This window comes from Oligosphaera ethanolica, from assembly GCF_030814695.1.
Lineage (GTDB): Bacteria > Verrucomicrobiota > Lentisphaeria > Oligosphaerales > Oligosphaeraceae > Oligosphaera > Oligosphaera ethanolica.
Genome location: NZ_JAUSVL010000001.1, coordinates 1889246 through 1906398, shown reverse-complemented (window position 1 = coordinate 1906398; position 17153 = coordinate 1889246). Strand labels below are relative to the sequence as shown.

At 61.4% G+C, this 17153-nt stretch carries 11 protein-coding genes; 7 read left to right on the top strand and 4 right to left on the bottom strand.

Annotated features, from left to right (window positions below):
- Positions 1-13 precede the first annotated feature (13 nt).
- Positions 14-2887, top strand: a complete 2874-nt coding sequence (locus J3R75_RS06435) for a hypothetical protein (protein WP_307260599.1) — start codon at positions 14-16, stop codon at positions 2885-2887.
- A 24-nt stretch (positions 2888-2911) separates the two neighbouring features.
- Here J3R75_RS06435 and J3R75_RS06430 read toward each other — a convergent pair whose 3' ends face one another.
- Both J3R75_RS06430 and J3R75_RS06425 read right to left on the bottom strand, forming a co-directional pair.
- A complete protein-coding gene (locus J3R75_RS06430) occupies positions 2912-4093 on the bottom strand; it encodes a DUF1232 domain-containing protein (RefSeq protein ID WP_307260597.1) in 1182 nt (393 codons plus the stop codon).
- A 49-nt stretch (positions 4094-4142) separates the two neighbouring features.
- Positions 4143-5402, bottom strand: a complete 1260-nt coding sequence (locus tag J3R75_RS06425; RefSeq protein WP_307260595.1) for a hypothetical protein — start codon at positions 5400-5402, stop codon at positions 4143-4145.
- Between the two features lie 210 nt (positions 5403-5612).
- Between J3R75_RS06425 and pgi the strand changes: the two genes are divergently transcribed.
- Together pgi and J3R75_RS06415 are read left to right on the top strand one after the other, a co-directional pair.
- On the top strand, positions 5613-7238 hold the full coding sequence (pgi, locus tag J3R75_RS06420) for a glucose-6-phosphate isomerase (RefSeq protein ID WP_307260593.1): 1626 nt from the start codon (positions 5613-5615) through the stop codon (positions 7236-7238).
- Between the two features lie 66 nt (positions 7239-7304).
- Complete coding sequence (locus J3R75_RS06415; protein WP_307260591.1) at positions 7305-8861, top strand: hypothetical protein; 1557 nt, start codon at positions 7305-7307, stop codon at positions 8859-8861.
- Positions 8862-8888: 27 nt separating this feature from the next.
- Here J3R75_RS06415 and J3R75_RS06410 read toward each other — a convergent pair whose 3' ends face one another.
- Entirely contained in the window at positions 8889-10820 is a 1932-nt protein-coding gene (locus tag J3R75_RS06410; RefSeq protein ID WP_307260590.1) for a sulfatase-like hydrolase/transferase, read from the bottom strand.
- A 121-nt stretch (positions 10821-10941) separates the two neighbouring features.
- Here J3R75_RS06410 and J3R75_RS06405 point away from each other — a divergent pair, with 121 nt between their 5' ends.
- Entirely contained in the window at positions 10942-11064 is a 123-nt protein-coding gene (locus J3R75_RS06405) for a hypothetical protein (RefSeq protein WP_307260588.1), read from the top strand.
- Positions 11065-11605: 541 nt separating this feature from the next.
- Here J3R75_RS06405 and J3R75_RS06400 read toward each other — a convergent pair.
- Positions 11606-12649, bottom strand: coding sequence for a serine hydrolase domain-containing protein (locus J3R75_RS06400; protein WP_307260587.1), 1044 nt, complete (start codon positions 12647-12649; stop codon positions 11606-11608).
- Positions 12650-12774: 125 nt separating this feature from the next.
- Between J3R75_RS06400 and J3R75_RS06395 the strand changes: the two genes are divergently transcribed.
- The 3 genes from J3R75_RS06395 (at position 12775) to J3R75_RS06385 (ending at position 16620) form a co-directional block, all read left to right on the top strand.
- Positions 12775-14055 (top strand): O-acetylhomoserine aminocarboxypropyltransferase/cysteine synthase family protein, encoded by a 1281-nt coding sequence (locus tag J3R75_RS06395; protein ID WP_307260586.1) that lies wholly within the window; start codon positions 12775-12777, stop codon positions 14053-14055.
- 192 nt (positions 14056-14247) lie between these two features.
- Positions 14248-14886 carry an Rnf-Nqr domain containing protein gene (locus J3R75_RS06390; RefSeq protein ID WP_307260585.1) on the top strand — a complete coding sequence of 213 codons (639 nt, stop codon included), beginning with the start codon at positions 14248-14250 and terminating at the stop codon, positions 14884-14886.
- Between the two features lie 30 nt (positions 14887-14916).
- A complete protein-coding gene (locus J3R75_RS06385; RefSeq protein ID WP_307260584.1) occupies positions 14917-16620 on the top strand; it encodes a hypothetical protein in 1704 nt (567 codons plus the stop codon).
- Positions 16621-17153: the final 533 nt, after the last annotated feature.

Here is a 17153-nt window from a genome sequence, read left to right as displayed (position 1 = left end):
ACAAAATGACGCTATGATCACGACGAAGTTGACCCGGTGCTTTCTGGCAGGCGCGGCGTTGTTGGGCGCGGTGGCATTGCGCGCGAATACGGCGTTGCTCAATGATGCGAAGAGCTGGAAACCCATGGGCACGGAGGACATGCGGGTAGCGTGGTCGGACGCCGAGGGCGCGCTGCATTTCCAGGCTGCGTTCAGCAAGGCCGGCCAGCATTCCGTGTGGCCGCTGGTGCCTCTGCCGGCGGGTATGGCCGGCGCGGCCGGCATCCGTTTTGAGATGAAGCTCCTGCCCGAGGGCCTCAAGGACCTGTCGTGTCGGGTACATTTTGCCGACCAGGGCGCGCTGTCGGGCCACTTCAGTTTTGCGCCGCCGGTGCCGGGCGCATATCAGCCCGTGGAACTGCATTTTGAGCGCGCGGGTTTCGACATGGCTAAGGTCCGCAGCTTGCAGATGGTTGTGTCGACGACGTCGCTGGCCATTGACTGCTATATCAGGAATATCGCCGTGTTCAATGCTAAGAACGAGGTCATGCAGGTATTTAAGAAAGACCCGTCGCGGGTGATGAAACTGACCACGGGCGACAATCTGCTGCAGTTCTACGCGCTGCCGGAGCAGCCGCAGCGCATTGAGTTCGCGACAGGGCATTTTGCCGATGGCCAGGCCTTGAGTTACGACATCACGGACTACGCCGGCGCGGCGGTGGTCAGTGGCGCGTCCACCGTGGTAGCCGATGGTCGCGTGGCCATCAGCGTGACCCTGCCTCGCGGCTATTATGAGCTTCGTTTCCCTGACGCCGATTTGGTTTTTGGCCTGACGGTACTGGAGCCCTACGATGGCGCGCCGGATCCGTTTTTTGCGATTGAGGGCCTGATCAGCACTCGCAGCGAAGAGCGCATTAGGCAGACGGTCGCGGTGTTGCTGCGGGCGGGCATCCGTTCCAATCGCGAGTGGTGCAATTACGCGGCTGAAGAGCCCGTACAGGGCGAGTACAAGATCGAGCGCGAGCGCTTTTACGGCATTGCGGGCGACATGGGCCTGAAGTCCATCTTCTGCTTCAACGATTTTCCGCGCTGGTATGGCGGCGAGCCGGTCAATGACCGCTATGTCATGCCGCGGCATTTGCTGGGGCTGGTGCCGTCCGTGTCAGGCATGCTGGATCGCCGGGCGGCGGGGCTGGAGGCCTTCCACATATTGAACGAGTATGACGCCCGCAGCATACCTGGCGAGGCGCATTTGCCCATTATCAAGGCTGCGGCCTATGCCATGCGCGGCCGCGATCTGCTGATGGTCGCGGCGCCGTTCTGCCGCGGTGAATCCGCCCGCGACTGCCTGCGTGCCGGCATGGACAACGGCCTGCTGGACAGCATCGACGTCTTTGCCTTTCACAATTACGGCGCGCCGGAGAAGCTCGTGCCGTTGATTCAGACCTACCGGGATATGTTGGCAAACCATCCCAAGGGGCGCTTGCCCATGTGGATCACGGAATGTGGCAAGCCGTGGTCGCGGGGCCTTGATCCGTCGGTGCAATTGAGCAGGCCGCACGGCGGACCGCTGGGGAAACTCCATCCCGAGCGCGATGAAGACATGGTTAGCGCCCTGTGGATCACCATGAAAGGCGTCGAGTCCCGCGCCGCCGGCATCGCCAAGTATTTTCCCTTCACCATGCCATTTTTCCAGGAGAACAACAACAACTTCGGCATGATGGACTACCACGCCACGCCGTTGCGGTCGTTGGCGGCGTATATGCTGTTCGTGCAGCAACTCGCGCACAAGGACTATGTGGGCGACTGGCCGACGTTGCCGGCCCATGCCATGATCTGCCGGGTCTTCAAAGGGCCAAATGGCGCCGTCGCGGTGATCTACACGGGCGATATTCGAGAACAGACGGTGTCCATCGCCGACATGCCGGCCACGGGCGCGTGGTCGATCGACGGCCGGCCACTGGCTATTGCCGATGGCGCCATCCGCTTCGCTGGCGGCATGGCCTACGTCGGTCTGGACGCGGTGAAGCTGAACACCGCCGCACTTAATATGGCCACGGCGGCCATGGCCTTGCGTAGCGAGGCAATAAGCTATGAGCTGCGGCCGCGCGTGGCCACGCCAGTGGTCTATCAGTTTGACCATTGGCAGGTGAAGTCGTGGGACGGCGTCAGTTACCACGCTGATTCCGACCGCTTCAGCGTCAATGTCTATAATTTCAGTGACGACGAGCAGCGCATCGCCCCGCAGCTGCAGTTGCCTGCGGGCGTTTCAGTGGCCCAGGCGCCGACAGCTGCCGCGCGCGTGCTCCCGCCGCGCAGCGAAACGCCGCTGACCTGGACCTTGGATTTCAGTGGCTGTAAAGACGTGTATTACAGCATTCGACTGCACGACACTGGCTTCCCGCTGGCTGGCTGCAGCGTGCCTTTTGTCAATTGGTCGTTCATGGCGAAAAAGACCTTCGATTTTCTGAATCCTGAGCGTTGGCGGCAGAACAGCTCGGGCGCGTCCACCTTCAGTTTTGATGCTGTCGAGCAGGCGTTGAAAGTCTCGACCACGTTTGCGGGCAGCAACAGCGATCGGTGGGTCTTTCCCGAGTACGTGCTTGATGCTGGGAGCGAGGAGCTGGCGAACGCCGTTGGCATTGGCTTCAGCATCAAGGTCAAGCGCGGCGGCAATGTTGGCCGCATCTGGGCGCCGCTGGTCATGATGGCCTACCAGGACGAAAACGAAAAGGGCAAGTACGACGGCCTGCGCTATACCGACCCGCAGGATGAGTGGCGCGAGGTCTTCGTGTCATTCAATCCCGACCGCGCCGGGCTTTACAAGATGATTCGCGTGGGCATGTGCACGTCCAGCGACCAGATTGACTACTGGCTCAAGGACGTGGTCATCTACTCCCGGCCGTGATTGCGCCGCTGCGGTACTCGCGCCTCATTGCGGCTGTCGGATGCGGCCTTGTTCGAATTGTCGGCGGTGGCTGCCGGCCAGCTGATGAAAAAGCGGGAGGCCGCCGAGGACGAGCAAGAGGATGTCGTCGATCGTGCCGACCACGGGCATGGCATCGGGGATGATGTCCAACGGCATGAGCCACCAGAACACCGCCAAGGCGCCCAGGAGGATGCTGCGTGGCCACAGGGACACCTCGGACAGCAGCGAGTCGTAAGTGGACAGACTTCGCGCCGGTGCCAGGAAGAGCCCGTCTGAGCTGAGGTGGACCGTGAGCAGGCCGTGTTCATAAACCAGCCGGTGGCTAAGCGACCGGGCGATCACGGGTATGTCTTCTGCGGGCACGCCGTAGCCGTCAGTGTAGTTGCGGCGGATGATTTCCAGCACGCTCTGTTCGGCGATCTGGCCGTCCTGCAGGGCTCGTTTGACGATGCGGATGCTGCTGGTGCGTTCGGCGTCGTCGCGGACTTGGCGGAGGCGCCGGAGGATATTCCGGTCGCAGACGTAGCTGGCCACGTCCATGTATTGGCCGATGACCCCCAGCAGCATCAGCATGGCGCCGATGACGAAGCTCAGCGACGGCCGTGGCGTATTCAGGATGCTTTGGATGAAGGGCACTAGCAAGGCCGTGAGGAGCAGGCCGATGCGCGTGGATTTGCGCTGGCCGAAGGACAGTGCCACGCAGACAACGATCAGCAGAAAAGCGAGCCCCGGCGAGGCGAATATCTCCTGGAAGGCCTTGGGGATGACCGAGTTGACGCCACTGAGCCGCAGCAGGTCCTTGATCATGCTCATGGCATCGCCAATCAGCCCCGTCTGGTTGTTGTAATTCCATGGCTTGCCGATGATGCGGCCGAGAAAGAGCGAGAAGGGAAAGATCAACAGGGCTTGCAGGAAGACGTTGATGCCCTCGGGCCGGCCAAGCAGATGCCATTCGAAGCTGACCGTCGCGACGATGATGAAACTGATAAGAATCGCCAGCAGGCCGTGGTTCCAGACAAAAAAGCGCTGGCCGAACCACGGGTCCCGCGCCATAAAGCCGATGGCGAAGATGTAGGCCAGCGCCACCAGCAGCCACTTGGGCGACCAGATGCTGTCGACGCCGGGCGCCCAGTACAGTCGGCGCTCCCGGCAGTAGCGGTCGATATGCGCGAAGATGCTTTTCATGGCGATGTTCTTTCGTGGGGCCGGCGGGCGGTGGCGGTCCCAGTCGTTGTCAGTTGTTGCCGCGCTGCCGCAGCAGTTGTTCGTGGAGTTCGATTTCCTGCTCGACATTGGTGTAGGTCATGGGGCGACCGTCCACGATGCGGCTGCCTGGGTTGCGTTGCCACCAGTTGCGCCAGTGCTGTCGGCAGTCCCGCAGGAGGGACAGGCGCAGTTGCAGGGCCTGGCGGCTGTCTTCGGGTATTTGGCGCAGCATGGCGAAGGCCTCTTCGCGGTGATCGTCGTCCCAGGAGAAATTGCTCAGCCACCACAGGCGTCGCTGGCAGTCGGCCATAAGCAGACGGAAGGCCTTGAGGGCGTTGCTGACGGCCGGCGTGGGTTTTCGGGTGGCCAGCGCGGCTTCGGCGGCGGCGCATTTTTTCAGCTGAAAGGCAAGAAGTTTACCGTAGTATTTGCGGTCTTGGCGGGTGTAGTAGTCCATGCGGGGCACGGTGTCGATGTCCAGCTTGGCTGGGTAATAGACGGCTTCCACCGCGTCGGGGACCAGCTGCCTGAGGCGGCTGCACTGCCGGCGAAGGTCGTTGTGTTGACGCAGGAGGAAGAGCAGCTCCAGGTGCTGCTGCCATATCGGTAACCACAGAATGTGCTCGCGCTGCTGCGTGGGCAGGGCGTCGAGATACTCCGCGCATTTGTCGCGGGCGCCATTGAGGCGGCCAGTTTCGCGCAAGACGGTGATTTCGGCCAGGGCGTTCTTGACGACCTCGGGCGGGCGCTCGGTCAACAGCGGCGAGTGCAAGAGCAAGGCGTCGTCTTTGGGAGCGGTCTTGATGAAATGTCGCCAGGGAAAGGCCAGCGCGACCACGAGCACAAAGGCCAGCACCGCCGCCAGCAGGGCCAGCAGCTCGTAGAGCGAGCGGCCGCCCTGCTGATCCACGCCGGTTGATGCCGTCGGATGGATGCCCTCGCGAATGTCGGCAGCACGCTGCTCGTCGTCACTCAATGCCCGGGTCGCTGGCAGGGTCTGCAGGTACGGGCCGTAGGCCGGCGAGAGGGTGGTGACCGCGCCGCCTTGGCTGCGGACAGCGCCAGATGTTGCTGGCACGACCGCGTTGCCGGGGGGTGTCGCTGCCCCGCGCGAGTTCTCGGCGCTGTCGCCGTGCTGGGCGCTGTTTTGGTCGTCTTCGTGTTGATTGGGTTCGGAGTTTGCCATGGTTGTGTTGTTGTTTTCCTGGTCGACCACACAGGCGCGGCGCGTAGGTGAATAAACGCGTTGGCCTTGTGCTACCAACGACGAATCGCCAGGGCCTTTCATTGGACGCTGCCGTGGTGCTTGGCCGCCGATGGGGTCGCGGTATACGGACAGATCGGACAGATCGGACGGATGATCGTTCTGATCTCTTGGCGCATGCTATTGCCTATCACCTGGCAGGGCTTACATTAAGCCGCGCGTTGTTGCCGGGCCGCAGGTCGGTTCGGGTGGCGCGCATCACCACGGTTGTCATTTGCATGGAAAGGCATAAGCATGAGCGACATCACCCGCACGGCGTCCTGGCAGAAGCTGCAGAGCCACTACGCACGCATCAAAGACGAGCATCTGCGCGATATGTTCCAGCAGGATCCCAAGCGCGCGGCGACGTTTGCCCTGGAATTTGAAGACCTGCTGCTGGATTACTCTAAGAACCGCATCAACGCCGAGACCATGACGCTCTTGTGCGAGCTGGCTCGCGAAGCCGGTTTGGAAAAGGCCATTGGCGAGATGTTCAGCGGCAAGGCCATCAACGAGACTGAAAAACGCGCGGTACTGCATGTCGCTTTGCGCAACCGCTCCAACCGGCCCATTATGGTCGATGGCGAGGACGTCATGCCCGGCGTCAATGCAGTGCTCAAGCGCATGGCGGATTTCTGCGAGCAGGTGCGCAGCGGCAGCTGGCTGGGCTACAGCGGCAAGCCGATCCGCAACGTCGTCAACATCGGCATTGGCGGTTCCGATCTCGGGCCGAAGATGGCCTGCGAGGCGCTCAAGCCCTTCTGCTGCAAAAACCTCAATGTGCTTTTTGTGTCCAATGTCGACGGCTTCCACCTGGCTGACACGCTAAGCGCGTTGGACCCGGCCGAAACGATGTTCATTGTAGCGTCCAAGACCTTCACCACGCAGGAGACCATGACGAATGCCATGAGCGCGCGTGACTGGACGCTCAAGGCTTTTGGCAGTAAAGCCGCCATTGCCCGCCATTTCGTGGCGGTGTCCACCAACCAGGATGATGTCGCGGCTTTTGGTATTGACACCCGGAACATGTTCGAGTTCTGGGACTGGGTCGGCGGCCGCTATTCCATGTGTTCGGCGATTGGCCTGCCCATCATGCTGGCGATTGGGCCGGCGCATTTCACGGCGATGCTTGATGGCTTCCACGCGATGGACGAGCATTTCCGGACGACGCCCCTCGAGCAGAACATGCCAGTGCTCATGGGCCTGCTGGGCGTGTGGTACAACAACTTCTTTGCTGCTCAGAGCTACGCGATACTGCCCTACGACCAGGCCATGCATCGCTTTGCGGCCCATCTGCAGCAGGTCGACATGGAGAGCAACGGCAAGTCCACCAGTAAAGACGGCACGCCCGTCGCCTGGCAGACCGGCCCGGTCATCTGGGGCGAGCCCGGCACCAACAGCCAGCACAGCTTCTTCCAGCTCCTCCACCAGGGCACCAAGCTCATTCCCGGCGATTTCATCGGCTTCTGCAAGTCGCAGACGCCCATTGGTGACCATCACCAGAAACTGATGGCGAACTTTGTCGCCCAAACCGAAGCCATGGCCTTCGGCAAGACCACGGCGGCCGTCAAGGCCGAAGAGCCCGGCATCAGCGACGCATTGGCCGCACAGAAGACTTTCGACGGCAATCGCCCGACCAACACGCTCTTGGCCGACGAGTTGACGCCGCGTATGCTGGGTATCCTCATGGCCCTCTACGAACACAAGATTTTCACGCAGGGCGTTATCTGGAATGTCTATTCCTTCGACCAGTGGGGCGTGCAGCTGGGCAAAGTCCTGGCCAAGAATATCCTCAAAGATCTCACAGCCGGCAAGAAAGCCGAGCTCAAGCACGACTGTTCTACCAACGCCATCATCCAGCGCCTGCGCAATCGCATGTAATACCCCCGTTGGCAGCGTCGCGCCGCCGAGCTGGCGGCCGGCCTGCCCGAAACCCGACTGGGCAGCATGAGTCCTGACGAAGCATATCGCGAATTGGCCCAACAGCTTCGGCGGCTTGAGCGGCTGAATCCGGACCTCACCGCCACGGAAGTCGAGCGCCTCAACCTGCTCGCGGAGCAGTCTGGCCAGCAATTCTTCGGCCTGGCTGCCGAGCAGGTCGAACGGCTGGTCACTCTCTACCGCACCTGCGCCGTCAAAATCAGCGGCGAGAACATACTCGCCGAGTACTTTGAGTGCATTGAGAATAGCTCGCGATTGCTGGCGCAAGGTGGCGAAATCAGTCAGCCCGAACCCGCACCCACGACCTTCTCCAAGGCCCTTGTGCCCGCTCAGACACTCACCGCTCTCGACCGCTGCATGGTCCTCAGCCGTGCCGTGGTTCCGCATGCGCTCGGTAAGGCCGCCGACGCTTTCCGCCGCCGCAATGAGGTCGTCGAAACTGTCCTCGAACTGGCTTTCCGCGTACTCTGGCGCATGGACGCCGCTCGCGCCTGCCAGTGGTTCCTGGATTTTTTTGCCAGGCACGATGGTCAGCTTGATCCGGATGTCATTCGCGATGCCCTGACTGTCGTTCTCGAAGCGCCCGGGCCCATTCCCCGTGATTTTCTTGCCTGGGCGGAGCGCTGGAGCGCCGACCCCAATCTCCTTGAATACTGGCCGAATGTCACTCGCAAGGCCGACCGTCTGCTCTGCCGCCACGGCATGCGCGCCTGGCGCGACAGCGCCCCGGCGCGCATCGCTCCGCTGGCGCATCTGCGCCTGCTGGTCGATCAACGGCGTTTGGATGACACCCAGCTCCTCTCTTGGCTGCGCAAGGCCCTCAATGACCTCGGCGAAAGCGTATTGCGCTTCATGGCTCTGGACGAGTCCCTGGCGACGTCGCAGAAAGATTGGAAGACCGCAGCGCTGGTCGGCGAGCTGCGCCGCATGACGGCGCTCTATCCTGTCGTCATGCTTGCCGCTGACCTGATTCTGACCTTGCCGGACGGCAGCGAGAAACTTGCCCTCGCCTTTATGGGCCTGGCCGGCCAGGGCCGCGAGCAATGGGACCAGCGCGTCGAGCAGTTCGCCGTGCGTGTCATTCGCCGCATGTTCATTACGGACATGCGTGATGGCCGCAAGCCCTTGGCGACGATTCAGCGGCTGACCTTTGGCGACCTCGTGGCCTTCAAACGCGCCTGCGCCGAACTAGATATTGTCCAAGAGCAATTTGATTCCATCAAGCAGCGCGAGCGCGTCATTGCCATCTTGGCGTCATTCTATGCCAGTTATCGCCACGCGTCGTTCCTCGCTACGGAAGTGTCGCGGCGTTACCGCAGTCTCATGCGGCTCCTCCATGAAGACTACCTCCGCCAGCACCTGCCTGCTGAAGAGCTCGACGGCATTCTGCGGCGCGGCGTCATCACCGAACTGGCTGGCATGGCCTCGGCTGCCCGTCGCTACCTCGCCCGCCGGCGGGATTTCGCGTCGTCGCTGGAGGAAATGCTCGCCGCCAAGATGGACTTTGAGCTGCACGTGCGCACCCAGCGCCTCGCCGTCTTCCGGCAAATCATGCCCGGGTGATGGCGGCTGCGCATATCGCCCTGAAGGCTAATGGGCGGCTACCTTGTGGTCGTCATCACGATTGGCGACGAATTTCCACATGTCGTGCTGGGCTTTGCCAAGCAGGCCGTGGTGATTCGCGTAGAAGTCGTCTTCCTCGTCTTCCGAGCAGGGCCGGTCGTTGAGGGTGCTGAGTTGTTGCTTGCGGAAGCGCGCTTTGGCGCCCAAGGGCAGTAGCATTTTGTGCGTCTGGGTGACGATGGTGGCGATCTCCCAGCCACAGACAATAAAGAACTCGCGTTCGCCGGTCATGGCCAGGGCATTTTGTCCTACCGAAAAGTCTTCCGGGGGATTTTTCACGCCGAGGAGCGGCGCGATGGTGGGGACCATGTCGGTGTGATGGGTCATCAGGGCATGTACGGCTGGCGTACTGCCAGGCGCATAGAGCACCCACGGCGTGCGGATCTGCTCCTGCACAAAGGTCGAGTTGTGGCCGAGAAAGCCCTTCTCGTAGAATTCTTCGCCGTGGTCGCCCGTGATGACAATGATCGTGTTGTCCATGAAGCCCTGCTCGGATAGTGCCGTGATGATGCGGCCGATTTGCCGGTCGAGGTGGTAGGCGGCATTGACGGCGCGGTTGTAGATGCGTGGGGCGTCCTTGGCTGACAGCGTCGCGTAATTGAGCTCGGGGAGGTAGTCCGGCCGGATGACCGCGTCGTCCGGGAAGGTATAGGGCGCGTGGGTGGACTCAAAGAAGCTGAAGACAAAAAAGGGCCGGGAGGCATCGCGGTCGGCAATAAAGTCCACGATGCGGTCGGTGTTGCGGATATCACGCAGCCACGGCTGGCCTTTGCTGTCCGAAATCATGCTGGCATTTGGTAGCGCGGAAAAAATGGTGCGATCGAATTCCGGATAGGTGAATTTTGCTGAGGTGACGCAAAGGAACTGGTAGTCATCGGCCAGCAGCCAGTCGATGAGCAACGGTCCCCGGCTGAGCCGCAGAAAATGATCCCAGGTGTTGGCGTAGAGGCCGTAAAACATGCTGAACATACCCGGGCGGGTGCCGTGGCCACCGCTGTAGTGCTCCGTGAAACGATGGCCCTTGGCGGCCAGTTGCCAGCTGTTGGGCATGGCTTCTTCGTTGAGCAGGTCGGCGCGCAGCGACTCGCCAACCAGCCAGACGATGTTCATGGGCTTGTCCGGCGTGCGGCGTTGTATGGGCCGTAGTGGATAGGACAAATAGCCGTCGTCGCCATTCATCGCCTGCAAGACCGCGCGCGATTTGCGGTCGGGTTCCGCAAAGCCCAGTGAACGCATGGTACTGCGCATACGCATGGTGAGAACAAAAGGGAAGGCGTCCTGCGCCATCAGGGCGTGCTGGTGGAGATTAAAATCGGCGACGCCCGTGCTTAGTAGCGAAAAGAGCAGGCACAGCGCCAGGGGCAACGCCAGGCGCCACCAAGAGAAAATTGCCCGGTGCCGCGCCGCAAGCGCCGGCAGGCGCCGCGAACGGCGCGAAACGAAGGCCAGCGCACCGTGGGCGGCCATGATCACGATAATAGCGATGAAGCCCGGGATGATCGTGTGGCTTTCTAGGCCCATTGATTCAAAGCCGCCGGGCGTAATCAGCAGATTCCACACAAAGCCGTTGAAATGGTAGCCGAATTTGAGCAGAATGACGGCATCAATCACCAGAAAGACATGGGTCAAACCCGCTGTTAGCGCGGCCAGGGTCCAGAAGAATCCGGGTAGGACGCGGCGAAAGCCGCGCGAGTCACCGAGGGTTTCGCCAAGTAACGCGAAGCCCAGTGGCGGCAGCACCAGCAAGCCGGCGTTGGCTAGGGCCGTCACCGCTAGGAAAAAGAGGCGGAAAAAGCCCCGCCCGTCATCGTGCTGGAACGCGAACCAGAGAAAATAGGGCAGAGTGGCGGCATACAGCAAAACGCCGTATAACAGGCTGCGGGAGCCGGACTTGTGCATGGGCGGGGTCCAGAGTAAATGACTAAATAGGAATTGCTTGAAAAAAGGAAACAATATACACCACCTGCCAAGCTCTTGCAGCTGCCGGCGGACGGAACGGGCGGATTTTCGTAATCGGTCAGTGTACACCCCGGCGCTTCGCTGGGACAATTTGCAGGAAACCCACGGCCCGCCGCCGCCCAGCCATTCGATCTTGATTTCCGCCGACCTTTGCGGCAGCGTGTTTCATAGGAGTCATTGCTAACGGATGCACGGCATGCCTCGCGCTGGCGCGTGGGACGCGGCGTGCCTCGCCAATGTGGCGCCCTCCGGGCGCAATTCTAACTTGCTTTCATACCCCGGGTTGCGGCGCCCTCCGGGCGCCTCACCCGGGGCTATGCATGGTGCGGCCCTCCGGGCCGAACTTGGCCGATCTGACGACTTGCTTTGTCCGGTTCGGGCCGAAAACCACCATCATTCAGTATCCATGTTTTTGCGCCGTAGGCGCTTAACCATGCTTAACCCCAGGCTTTAGCCTGGGGACGCAGCCTGCCAACAGACAGTGCCTCGTAGAGGCACCACAGTTTTGGTTATCAATCACTGACCGATTACCTTTTTTCGCGGACGGATCGGACGGATCGGACGGATCGGACGGATCGGACGGATCGGACGGATCGGATAACTGATCGGTCTGATCGGTCTGATCGGTCTGATCGGTCTGATCGGTCTGATCGGTCTGATCGGTCTGATCGGTCTGATCGGTTTGATGATCGTGCCGGGTAGCGCGCATGTGCGTCGCGTGTTGTTCAGCGCATGAGCGCGAAGACCTCGTCGGCGATGTCTGTGCGTTCTTGTTTGGCGCGATCGTAGTCACCGCAGCGGGTGGTGAGGACGACGACGAAGCGTTTTTTGGCGATATCGGCGAAGATGGACTGGCCGCTCCAGCCGGAGTGGTAGATAATTTTCGCGGAGCTGTTCTGCGGTTTGTATTGGTCGGCCATGACCCAGCCGAAGCTGCGTTTGGGCATGCCGTCGGGCATGCGGTTGGTAGTGAGTTCGGCGAAGGTCGCGGTGGAGAAGAGCGCCTTGTTTTCTTTGCCGTAGCAGCCGTGGTTGAGCAGGCATTGGCAGAAGATGGCCAGGTCGTCGGCGCTGCTGAAGACGCCCGCGTTGCCGGCGCAGCCGCCATCGCGGAAGACTCTTCTGGCGATGAAGTCGGAGATTTGTCCCGGCGCGCTGCAGCCTTCGGTCTGGGCGAGTCGTTGTGGGTCGTCACTGACAGGTTGGCCCATGCTGCTGTCGTGCATGGCGAGGGGCGCGAAGATTTCGTCTTGGCAGAATGCCACCAGTGATCGTCCGCTGAGTCGTTCGACAATGCGTCCGAGGAGGAGGAAATTCCAGCAGGCGTATTCGAAGTGCGTGCCAGGCGGGTAGAGTGGTGGGAAGGCGAGGATGTTGTTCATGATTTCCGGGCCGGTGGGCGCGTCGTATTGCCGGCGTTCGCCGGCGCGGTGGCCGAAGCCGGAGATATGCATGGCCAGGTCGCGGACGCGGATTGGCGCGGGCAGTTCGGCGCGGAATTCCGGCAGATACTCGGTAAAGGGCGCGTCGAAGTCGATCAGGCCGCGGTCGTGGCAGATGGCCAGCGCCGTGGCGGTGGCGACAGCTTTGCTGACGCTGGCGATGTCGATGATTGTGCGCGTGGTCATGGCGATGTCCGTGCCGCCTACGGCCAGCCCCTGGCTGTGCCGGAAGATGACCCGCGCGTTGTCGCCGCCAACGATAGCCGCGCCGTGGATGACGCCGTCGCTGATGGCATTGCCGATGATGTTTTCGATCGTGGTCGCCATGGTCTCAAGCTCCCTGCTGCTGGAAAATTCGGCTGCGGGCGGTTCGTCAGCCCGGGCCTGGCGGACTAGATTAAGCCCGTCAATACGCGAAAACCCACAAAGTAATACAGGAGAAGGAAACGACAATGGCTAATTGGAAACTCGAGACCCTGGCGGTTCAGGCCGGCTACACACCCGAAAATGGCGCACCGCGGGTAGTGCCCATCACCCAAAGTACGACGTACAAGTATGACGACGCGCAAAGCGTGGCCGATCTTTTTGATTTGAAGCGCGAGGGCTTTTTCTACACGCGTCTAGCCAATCCCACGGTGGACTGTTTTGAGAAGAAGATCGCAGCGATGGAGGGTGGGGTGGCCGCGGTGGCGACAAGTTCGGGGCAAAACGCCAACGCGCTGGCCTTGCTCAATATCGCCCGCAGTGGCGACCACATCATCGCGGTGTCGAGCCTCTACGGCGGGACGGTGACGCTCTTTGCCAACACCCTCAAGAAGGCCGGTCTGGAATTCTCCTTCGTGCCGCCGGAAGTTACCCTGGCGGAGATTGACGCGTTGGTGCGCCCCAACACCCGGGCTATTTTTGCCGAGATGCTGGCCAATCCCGCGCTGATTGTCCTCGACATCGAGAAGATGGCCGCCGCCGCTCACAAGCACGGCCTGCCGCTGATAGTGGACAACACCTTTCCGACGCCTTTCCTCTGTCAGCCCTTCCAGTACGGTGCGGACATCGTCACCCATTCGACCTCGAAATACATTGAGGGCCACGCTACCAGTATTGGCGGCATGGTGGTCGAAAAGGGCGGTTTCGACTGGAGCAACGGCCGCTTCCCCGATTTTGTCGAGCCCGACGCGAGCTATCACGGGCTGATTTACACTCGCGATTTCAAGGCCTGTCCCTACTCGGTGAAACTGCGCGCGCAGTGGATCCGCGATCTGGGCTCGCCGATGATGCCTTTCAATGCCTTCATGTCGATGGTGGGCTGCGAGACGCTCCACGTGCGCATGGAACGGCATTGTTTCAACGCCCAGAAATTGGCGGAGCATCTGGAGCAGCACCCGATGGTCAGCTGGGTGAATTACCCGGGGCTGCCTGCAAGCCCGCAGCACGCCATGGCGCAGAAATACCTGCGCGGCGCGAGCGGCGTCCTTTGTTTCGGCGTCAAAGGCGGTGCGAAGGCCGGCGAAATCGTCATGAACAGCCTCAAGGTAGCGGCGATCGCCGTGCATGTCGCCGATCTACGGACCTGCGTGCTCCATCCGGCCAGCATGACCCATCGGCAGCTTAACGAGCAGGAACTCGCCGCCGCCGGCGTTTCGTCAGATCTTATCAGGGTGTCTGTCGGCCTGGAACATATCGACGATCTCTGCGCGGACTTCGATCAGGCGCTGGACAAGGCCGGGAAGGCCTGAGGAGACCGGGTCCACCGGAGCCACCGGTCAACGATTGCGAATAGCCGGCTGCCTGTGCCGCCGGGACGGCGGCGCTCCCAGGAGACCCTAAAACCCGCTGGTCTTACTGGCATATTGGTCTTTCCGGGTGATATTTAGGGCTTTGCCGCATTGGCGCAGCCCCACATGATTTTTACGCAGGACACCGCAACGATGGCAGCACTTCAGAACAGCAAGCCCGGCCCCATGGGCATCATCCGCGACGCGCTGGGGAAGGACAATCCAGTCTTAGTGCAGGTTTTGGGGATTTGTTCGGCGTTGGCGATAACTGGCCTGGTCAGCACCACGCTGGTGATGGGCTTGGCGTTGATGATCGTGACGTCGCTGAGTTGCCTAATGGTGTCGGTGTTGCGCAGCACCATCCCCTATCGCGTGCGCTTGATGGTGCAGATGATGGTCATCTCCGTGTTTGTCATCCTGGTTCACCTCTATTTGCGCGCGTACCATCTGGAGATGAGCAAAGCGCTGGGACCATACGTGGGTCTGATCATCACCAACTGCATCGTGCTTGGCCGTTGCGAGGCCTTTGCCATTCGCAGCAAGCCCCTGCCGGCCTTTTTAGATGGCCTGGCCAATGGCGCCGGCTATGCGCTGGTGCTGCTGTTCATCGCCGTTATCCGCGAGCTTCTTGGTGGTGGCACCCTGTTGGGCCACAGTGTCTTCCCGGCCAGCTTCCAGCCGGCGATGTTCCTCAAGACCGCGCCCGGCGCCTTCCTGACCCTCGGCGTCGTGGTGTGGGTCGTCAAAAGCATCTGGCCGCAGACCGGCGCCGCGCCCAACCACGAAGGCTGATTTACGCATGACATCGCGAGAAAGACCGACATGAGCAACGCGTGGTTTGAGCGTCCCCAGGCCGGCCCATCGGCAGCCAAGGCCTTGGTGGGCATAGGCATGGTCTTCTGCCTGCCGAGCGTACTAATTTCCCTGTTGTTTTACCTGTATCTGCCACAAATACAAGGGGCCAGCAGGGCGCCGTACGCGGCGGTATATGAAATGGGGCTGATGGCCATCCTCATCGGTTTTATCATCGGCCTCAGCATGATTTATCAGTACTGGACGGACGTCCTGGCTAGGACCTACCAACGCAGCCAGTTGTGGGCGACGCTGTGGCTGCTGCCCATCGTGGTCCTCGGGCCGCTCTATTACCACCTAGCCGTCCTCCTGGTCGCCTTTAAACAGCGGCAACGCCGCGCCGCCTACTGGAGTTTTCTGGGCGTGATTGGCGGTTGTGGTCAGTGGCTGGCAATCATCTGGGGCCTCAGTGGCGCCTTCGGTATCAATTTTCAGATCGGATTCTGGTTCAGTCTCTGCGGCATTGCCGCGTACCTCGCTGCCACCCAGGCGCTGACCCAGCTCGTTGGCAGCGATGGCTTCAGCCGGCGGACGATAGCTGCCGCCTGGGCGCTGACCCTGACCTGGTTCGCCCTGCAGGCGTGGCATTGCATTCTCACCCTCGACGCCGAGCAGCGCAATGCCGTCGAACAGCTGCAGCTGGCGTCGGCCCACGGTAACGACTTGGTGAGAAGTGCTCTCAATGTGCGCAGCGGCTTTGGTGCGAATGGCGACAACGCCGCGCCCGTTGGCGCCCTCGGGGAAATCCTGGCCGGCGTCAGCGCCGCCGAGCTGGACGCCGCGCAGCCCGTGGCCAATGCTGACGCCGCCGGCGCCGCGTCCCCGGCGCTAAGTGCGGGTGAGCCGGCGCGCATTGGTCAGTGGCTGGAGGAAAATCGCTCGGTCGTCGCGCAGCTCAACGCGCTCAGCGACGGGCCGACTTTATCGCTGGGCCTGGACTACGGCGAATCGAGCTTGGCGGACATCTACACGTGCGAGTCTGGCGCCTGGATGCAGCTGTGGACGGCAGCGCGGATATATCGCCTGCAGGCCTTGCAGGCCCTGGAAGAAGGTGATGGCGCACTGCTGGCGCAGACGCTGCGTCGTCAGGCATGGCTGCGGGACAGCGCTGGGGCCGTTCCGAGCATGGTCTTCCATCATTTAGCAGTGACCATCGAACGCCAGCGTCTCGTCGTCGTCGCGGCGGCGCTTGACCGCAAGCTCCTCGCCGCCGATGCCCGGGTCGCGCTCAAAGCCGATCTCGTGACAGCGGTGGGCCGCCATGCGGCGCAGCAGAAAAACGCGCTGTTCCGCGATGCCTTGGACATGCTGGCCGCCATCGACTACCTGAGCTTTTCGCCGCTGGCGCGACGGCAGGCGACAAACACCACGGGCGTCGTTGGCGGCTTAACGCGCTTCGGGCGTTATCTGCCGGGCTTTCAGGCCCTGGGCGGCGTGCTCTGCAATCCCATCCACTGGGCCATGCAGCGCGATCTCGCGTGGTACTTCGCCAAGCAGCACGAGCTGCTGAGCGCCCTGGCCAAGGGCAGTGACGAGCCTGTCGCGCTGAACGTTGACGATACGCCCGGCTACGCGTACCTGTCCGGCTTTATGCTGCTACAGAGCAGCCAAATGCTGCAGGTCGACGCGCTGCTGGCCGACAGCCGGCGGGAGGCTATTCGCAGGCTGGACTAAGTGGACCCGGTGGACAGAGTGGACCCGGTGGACAGTAATGTCTTTGTCATCACTACCAGCCATTCCTGCGGCCTTTTGTTTTCAGCGCCAACGGCGCGGCCTAAGATAGCCCAGGGCAAGCGCCCGCAGGGCGCGCCGCCCTGGGTAAGGGCCCGACCAGAAATGAGCCCTGAAGGGGCGACCTAAATAACAGCGCTGAATGCGCAAAGAACAAGACGAGGAACACGAGCATAAATGGCGCTTTACCCAGGGCGTCGCTTCGCCTTCGGCGTCGCTTGCCCTGGGCTATCATAGATCGCGCTTTCAGCGCTCAAATACCAACGGGATGACGGTTTGTGGCAGGGCGGTCAATAAGGCCACAGAGACAACGAGAATCAGTGAGTAAGGCATTACCTAGTAAAGGCCTTTCCCTGCGTGGTCGCTGGAGAAAGGCGTTAGCGGTGGTAAACTAAAGGGCGTGTATTTCTGAGTGTGGCGAGCTCCGCGCAATTTGTCGCAAAATACTCTTGCGCAAGACACTACGACTTATCTAT